The following is a 4,968-nucleotide window of genomic DNA, read 5'->3' as shown; positions in this document are numbered from 1 at the left end:
CGTGATGCGATCGACGCGGCCGGCCTGGCTGAGCAGTTCGCGCAACTGGAAGACCTGACGCTGATCGACTGGCCGAGCGCTGCCGACGCCAAGCAGAAACTCCTGCAAGCGTTGTATGAAGGTTTTATCGCCGGTGACCATCCGTTGCACCCGGACTTCGCCAGTTTCCGCCACGCCGGTGGCGAAGCGCTGGAAAACCACTGCCGTTTCGAAGCGATTCAGGAAATGCGCGCCGCCCGTGGCGAAAACCTCGACTGGCGGCAATGGCCGGAACACTGGCACGACCCGCGCGGCGCAGCGCTGGAAGCGTTTGCCGAGGAATATGCCGAACGCATCGGCTATTTCGCTTTTTGCCAGTGGCTGATTCACCGTTGCCTGGAACGTGCGCAAACCGCCGCCCGCAGTGCCGGTATGGGCATTGGCCTGATCGCCGATCTGGCGGTGGGTGCCGATGGCGCAGGCAGTCAGGCCTGGAGTTTTCAGGATGAGCTGCTCGCCTCGCTGACCGTGGGCGCGCCGCCGGACATTCTCAATCGTTCGGGCCAGGGCTGGGGTATTTCCGCGTTTTCCCCCGAAGGCCTGATCCGCAACGGCTTTCGCGCGTTCATCGACATGCTGCGCGCCAACTTCGCCCACGCCGGCGGCTTGCGCATCGATCATGTGATGGGCCTGCAACGCTTGTGGGTGATACCCAATGGCGCCGCACCTGCCGATGGCGCGTACCTGTATTACCCGGTCGATGACTTGCTGCGCCTGTTGACCCTTGAATCCCATCGCCACCAAGCGATCGTCCTCGGCGAAGACCTTGGCACGGTGCCCGATGGCTTGCGTGAAAAGCTTATCGCCCGCTCGATGCTCGGCATGCGCGTGCTGCTGTTCGAGCAGGACAACACTTATTTCAAGCCGATTCTCGACTGGCCGGACAACGCACTGGCGACCACCAGCACCCACGATCTGCCGACACTCAACGGCTGGTGGCATGGTCGCGATATCGACTGGAATGCGCGCTTGGGATTTGTCGATGCCAACGGTGAAATCGAATGGCGCCATCACCGCCAGCGTGAGCGTGAAGGCCTGCGCAGCGCACTGAGCCAGGACCCGCAGAATTTTCGCGAAGAATCCCACGAGGCCGATCAAGTGGTCGATGCCGCGGTGCGCTTCCTCGGCCACACCCGAGCGCCGTTGGTGCTGTTGCCATTGGAAGATGCGCTGGGCATCAACGAACAAGCGAACCTGCCGGGGACCATCGATACCCATCCGAACTGGTCACGGCGCCTGCCCGGCACCAGTGAAGCGCTGCTCGATGGCGCGGATGCGGCGCGGCGTTTGGAATTACTGGCGTGCGCGCGCCTGCAGGCTGCCGAGCGTGACCAATGAATCAAGCGCTTATCCAGCCCCTGCGCGCGACATTGCGCCTGCAATTTCATAAAGGTTTCACCCTCGAACACGCCGTGCCACTGGTGCCGTACTTCGCCCGGCTCGGCATCAGCCATATTTACGCGTCACCACTGCTCGCGGCGCGGGCGGGTTCGATGCACGGTTACGACGTGGTCGACCCGACCCAGGTCAACCCGGAACTCGGCGGTGAGCCGGCGCTTCGGCGCCTGGTCAGCACCCTGCGCGAACACAACATGGGGCTGATCCTCGACATCGTCTCCAATCACATGGCCGTCGGTGGCAACGATAACCCGTGGTGGCTCGACCTGCTGGAATGGGGGCGACTCAGTCCTTACGGCGAGTTCTTCGACATTCAATGGCACTCGCCAGACCCTTTGATGGAAGGCCAGTTGCTGCTGCCATTTCTCGGCAGCGATTACGGTGTGGCCCTGCAGGAAGGCACGCTGAAGCTGCATTTCAATGCGCAGACGGGCGGCTTCCACGTCGAACATTACGATCATCACTTCCCGATCTGCCCAAATGATTACGGTGAACTGCTCAAATCCGAGGACGCGCTGAAGTCTTTGGCCGATCGCTTTAGCGCCCTCAGCTATCAGACCGATACTCATTCGCTGGCGATGCCGCTGAAAGAAGAATTGCGCCAACTGGCAAGTGATCCGGCAATCGCCGAGGCCATCGAAAACAACCTGAAGCACTACGACTCAACCAGCGAAGAAGGCTTCCACAAACTGCATCAGTTGTTGGAGCGTCAGAGCTATCGCCTCGCGAGCTGGCGCACCGCAGCGGATGACATCAACTGGCGGCGCTTTTTCGATATCAACGAACTCGGCGGCCTGCGTGTCGAACGTCCGGCGGTGTTCGAAGCCACCCACGGCAAAATCTTCCAGTTGATCGCCGAAGGCTTGGTCGACGGCTTGCGCATCGACCACATCGACGGCCTCGCCGACCCGCGTGGTTACTGCCGCAAACTGCGCCGCCGGGTTGATCTGCTGGCGCCGGGCAGGCACTTGCCGATCTACGTCGAGAAGATCCTCGGCGCCGGCGAAACCCTGCACCGCGACTGGGCGGTGGACGGCACCACCGGTTATGAGTTCATGAATCAGCTGTCACTGCTGCAACACGACCCGGACGGCGAATACGTGCTCGGCGACCTCTGGCAACGGCGTACCGAACGCCCCGCCGCGTTCATCGAAGAAGCGCAACTGGCGCGTCAGCAGATTCTCAACGGCTCGCTGGCCAGCGATTGCGAGAGCGTCGCCCAGGCCCTGCTGCACGTCGCCCGCGATGACCTGATGACTCGCGACTTGACCCTCGGTGCGATCCGTCGGGTGTTGCAAGCGCTGATCGTGCACTTCCCGGTCTACCGCACTTACATCAGTGCGATGGGTCGCTCCGAGCAGGACGAGGTGTTTTTCCAGCAGGCCATGGACGGAGCCCGGCAAACGCTGAGCGAAGCCGACTGGCCGGTACTCGACTGCGTTGCCGCCTGGCTCGGTGGCACGCCATGGCGGCACAAACCGCGCGGGCGTTCACGCAAGATCCTCAAGCATGCCTGCGTACGCTTTCAGCAACTGACTTCACCGGCAGCAGCCAAAGCCGTGGAAGACACCGCGCTGTATCGCTCGGCGGTGCTGCTGTCGCGCAACGACGTCGGCTACAACACCGAGCAGTTCAGTGCCCCGATCAGTGACTTTCACGCGGTCAATCAGCAACGGCTGAACGAGTTTCCCGACAACTTGCTGGCCACCGCCACCCACGATCACAAACGCGGCGAAGACACCCGCGCGCGTCTGGCCGTGCTCAGCGAGCGCAGCCACTGGTATGCCGAGCAGATCGAATTGTGGCGAGCCCTCGCCCGCCCCGTTCGGGTTGACGAGCAGATGCCGTCGAGCGGCGATGAGCTGATCCTCTATCAAGCGTTGCTCGGTAGCTGGCCGCCGCAACTGCGCGATGACGACCAGGCCGGGTTCGCCGACTACGCCAAACGTATCTGGCAATGGCAGCAGAAAGCCCTGCGTGAAGCCAAGCTGCAAAGCAGTTGGAGTGCGCCTAACGAAGCCTATGAAAACGCCGCGCAGGCATTCACCGAAAAGCTGCTCACCGGTGAAGAAGGCGAACTGCTGCGCGCCGCGCTGAGCAAGACCGTCAACAGCATTGCCGCCGCCGGCGCCCTCAACGGCTTGGCGCAAACCTTGCTGCGCATGACCGTGCCGGGGGTGCCGGATCTGTATCAGGGCAATGAGTTCTGGGACTTCAGCCTGGTCGATCCGGACAATCGCCGGCCGGTGGATTACGCCGCTCGTGAGCAGGCCTTGGAGGTGCCATTACCGTCTGGGGAATTGCTGGCGAACTGGCGTGACGGGCGCATCAAGCAAGCCTTGATCGCCGAAGTGCTGAACCTGCGTGCCGAGCACGCCGAGCTGTTTCGGCGTGGCACTTACCAGGCCCTGGAGGTACTGGGTAGTCAGGCGCACAACGTGCTCGCGTTTGCCCGTGAGCACGAGGGCAAGCAGGCCATCGTGATCGTGCCGATCCGTTGCGCAACCCTGCTGGAAAACGGTGCTGTACCTCAGGTCGATGCGCTGCGCTGGGGCGATACGCGAGTGGTTCTACCGTTCGCCGCCTCTGCAACAAACCTGAAGGGACTTTTTTCAAGCAGCGCAGTCACAAAAAACAGGGAGCTGAATATCAGCGACGCGCTGGGGGATGTCCCGGTCAATCTCTTTATCCAACACTTAACGTAAGCATGAGTTCAGTTCAGGAGCATTGCGATGAGTACCGACGATAAACGCATTCGCGAATTCGCCTATCAAATCTGGGAATCGGAAGGCCAGCCTGACGGTCAGGAGGCGCGCCATTGGGAGATGGCACGCAAGCTGGCCGAAGCTGAGGCGCTGGCGCCGAAGAAGCCACCGAAAGCCGCTGGCAGCAAAACCGCTGGCAAAACCGCTGAAGTCAAAGCGCCGGCCGCCAAACCGAAACCGGCGGCCAAAGCCAAACCGGCCAGCGCCGCGAAAGTGATTCCCCCGGGCGAAAAACCCGCCGAGAAAAAGCCTCGAGCGCCGAAGAAGCCTTCGGCGATCTGACGCTAAACGGATTATTGAACTGAATGAATGTGTGGCGGGTTCGCTCGCCACCGAGGGCGCGTTCGTCCTCAAGAAACCCACCAATCCCATGTGGGAGCGAGCCTGCTCGCGAAAGCGCCGGGTCAGCCGGCAGCGATGTCGGATGTACCGACGCCTTCGCGAGCAGGCTCGCTCCCACAGGGGTGCAGTGTTAACTGAACTACCCGATTTTTTGCAGGAGCAATCATGACCCGTCCAAAGAATGCCGAGCCCACCGCGCACGCCGAGCCGTCGAGAATCCGTGAAGGCCTGCCCTTCCCGCTCGGTGCGACCTGGGATGGTCTGGGGGTGAACTTTGCCCTGTTTTCCGCCAACGCCACCAAGGTCGAACTGTGCATCTTCGACGATGCTGGCGAAGTCGAACTCGAACGCATCGAACTGCCGGAATACACCGACGAGATCTACCACGGTTACCTGCCCGATGCGCACCCGGGGCTGATTTACG

Annotated in this window: 3 protein-coding genes and 1 pseudogene; all 4 read left to right on the top strand. The window is 61.8% G+C overall.

Annotated elements, in window-relative coordinates; all coding sequences use genetic code 11:
- Positions 1-1,377 (top strand): 4-alpha-glucanotransferase (malQ, locus tag M5G26_RS29385; protein ID WP_273917184.1); only part of this gene is annotated, 1,377 nt, incomplete at its 5' end.
- Positions 1,374-4,142 (top strand): malto-oligosyltrehalose synthase, encoded by a 2,769-nt coding sequence (locus M5G26_RS29380; RefSeq protein ID WP_273917183.1) that lies wholly within the window; start codon positions 1,374-1,376, stop codon positions 4,140-4,142. The genes malQ and M5G26_RS29380, both read left to right, overlap by 4 nt.
- Before the next feature lie 27 nt (positions 4,143-4,169).
- Complete coding sequence (locus M5G26_RS29375; protein WP_134177088.1) at positions 4,170-4,484, top strand: DUF2934 domain-containing protein; 315 nt, start codon at positions 4,170-4,172, stop codon at positions 4,482-4,484.
- 225 nt (positions 4,485-4,709) lie between these two features.
- Positions 4,710-4,968: pseudogene (locus M5G26_RS29370) on the top strand (glycogen debranching protein GlgX); the annotation flags it as partial.

This window comes from Pseudomonas sp. TNT2022 ID642 (assembly GCF_028656995.1).
Taxonomy (GTDB): Bacteria; Pseudomonadota; Gammaproteobacteria; order Pseudomonadales; family Pseudomonadaceae; genus Aquipseudomonas.
The sequence above is the reverse complement of the archived record's forward strand: the minus strand, read 5'-3'. Positions and strand labels throughout refer to the sequence as shown.